This window comes from Bartonella sp. CL162QHHD, from assembly GCF_042195435.1.
Classification (GTDB): Bacteria; Pseudomonadota; Alphaproteobacteria; order Rhizobiales; family Rhizobiaceae; genus Bartonella.
In genome coordinates, this window is the sequence record NZ_JBHIOG010000034.1 from 1 (window position 1) to 1,049 (window position 1,049).

Genomic DNA, 1,049 nt, shown 5'->3' on the forward strand with positions numbered 1-1,049 from the left:
AAACAGAAAAAGCTTTAAAAGCAGCCACAACACGGCTGGAGGTGGAAAGTGAAGTTAATCAAAAAAGTGATGCTGATGTGCATGCTGCTCTCTCTGACTGGTTGCGCAACAAATAAATATGCTTCTTCTTGTGTTGGTTGGTTACCTATTTATTTAAGCCGGCAAGATCTGAACGCCATCAGTTCAAACTTAGCAAGAGAGATCTTAAAGCACAATAATCTAGGTGAACGCTTGTGTGGGTGGAAACATGGTTAGAAAAAAATCCAAAAAACACACAGAGCTTACAGAATCAGAAAAAGAAATGCTTCAAGAAATGATCATCACCTATCAAAGCGTGAAAATGATGTCTCGCTTGATGAAGTGGATAGCATTTTTTCTTTTTTTGTTTATCCTTGATTTTGCACGCCTCATGGATGCGCTAGATAATGTCATTGCACATTTAAAGCAGTGGTTCTCAAAAAATTAAAAAAACCATTATAGTAAAAAATCAGTTAACGAAAGCCTGAGAATTTCTGCTAGAATCACGAGAGAGCTTCTTTTTTAATAGGATTTTTTAGATGCCAACACCATTTGGTAAAACCTTACGCAAACTTCGCATTGATCATTCAGAACGCCTTTTAGATATGGCTAAAAAATTAGATATATCTGTAGCATTTTTATCATCTATAGAAATTGGCAAAAAGTCTGTTCCTGTAGGACTGGAGGAAAAGCTAATTGAACTCTATGCTTTAGATCAAGAGGTAGCAGAAATTTTGAGAAGAGAATCAGATGCTTGTCGTAAAAGTTTCACTATAAAGCCTTCTGATACATTCAGATGTGAAGCTGTTGGTATGTTCTCTAGACTGATAAACATTATTTCACAAGAAGATTTAGAACTATTAAAAAAATTATTAGAGAAAGCTGGCAAAAAGAATGCGCTTTGTAAAGGAAAGTGTGAAAATCCTATTCCCGAACCTAATTATATGGTCCCTAACCGTTAAAAAATATAAATAAAATCAATATCTTATTGCAATTAAATTTAAGATTCGAATTCAGGTACCCCAGCCAAT

At 34.7% G+C, this 1,049-nt stretch carries 3 protein-coding genes; all 3 read left to right on the plus strand.

Annotated features, from left to right (window positions below; translation table 11 throughout):
* The first annotated feature begins 69 nt into the window (after positions 1-69).
* The 3 genes from ACFILD_RS03060 (at position 70) to ACFILD_RS03070 (ending at position 980) form a co-directional block, all read left to right on the plus strand.
* Positions 70-255: a hypothetical protein gene (locus tag ACFILD_RS03060; RefSeq protein WP_375664748.1), complete on the plus strand. Its 186-nt coding sequence runs from the start codon at positions 70-72 to the stop codon at positions 253-255.
* A complete protein-coding gene (locus tag ACFILD_RS03065) occupies positions 248-466 on the plus strand; it encodes a hypothetical protein (RefSeq protein WP_375630869.1) in 219 nt (72 codons plus the stop codon). Before ACFILD_RS03060 ends, ACFILD_RS03065 begins: the two co-directional genes overlap by 8 nt.
* Positions 467-557: 91 nt before the next feature.
* Complete coding sequence (locus ACFILD_RS03070; RefSeq protein ID WP_375630868.1) at positions 558-980, plus strand: helix-turn-helix domain-containing protein; 423 nt, start codon at positions 558-560, stop codon at positions 978-980.
* The last annotated feature ends 69 nt before the right edge of the window (positions 981-1,049 follow it).

What these genes read in the sequence shown, in the direction of transcription:
- ACFILD_RS03060 (WP_375664748.1), top strand. Translation starts at nt 70, where the DNA reads ATGCTGATGTGCATGCTGCTCTCTCTGACTGGTTGCGCAACAAATAAA.
- ACFILD_RS03065 (WP_375630869.1), top strand. Translation starts at nt 248, where the DNA reads ATGGTTAGAAAAAAATCCAAAAAACACACAGAGCTTACAGAATCAGAA.
- ACFILD_RS03070 (WP_375630868.1), top strand. Translation starts at nt 558, where the DNA reads ATGCCAACACCATTTGGTAAAACCTTACGCAAACTTCGCATTGATCAT.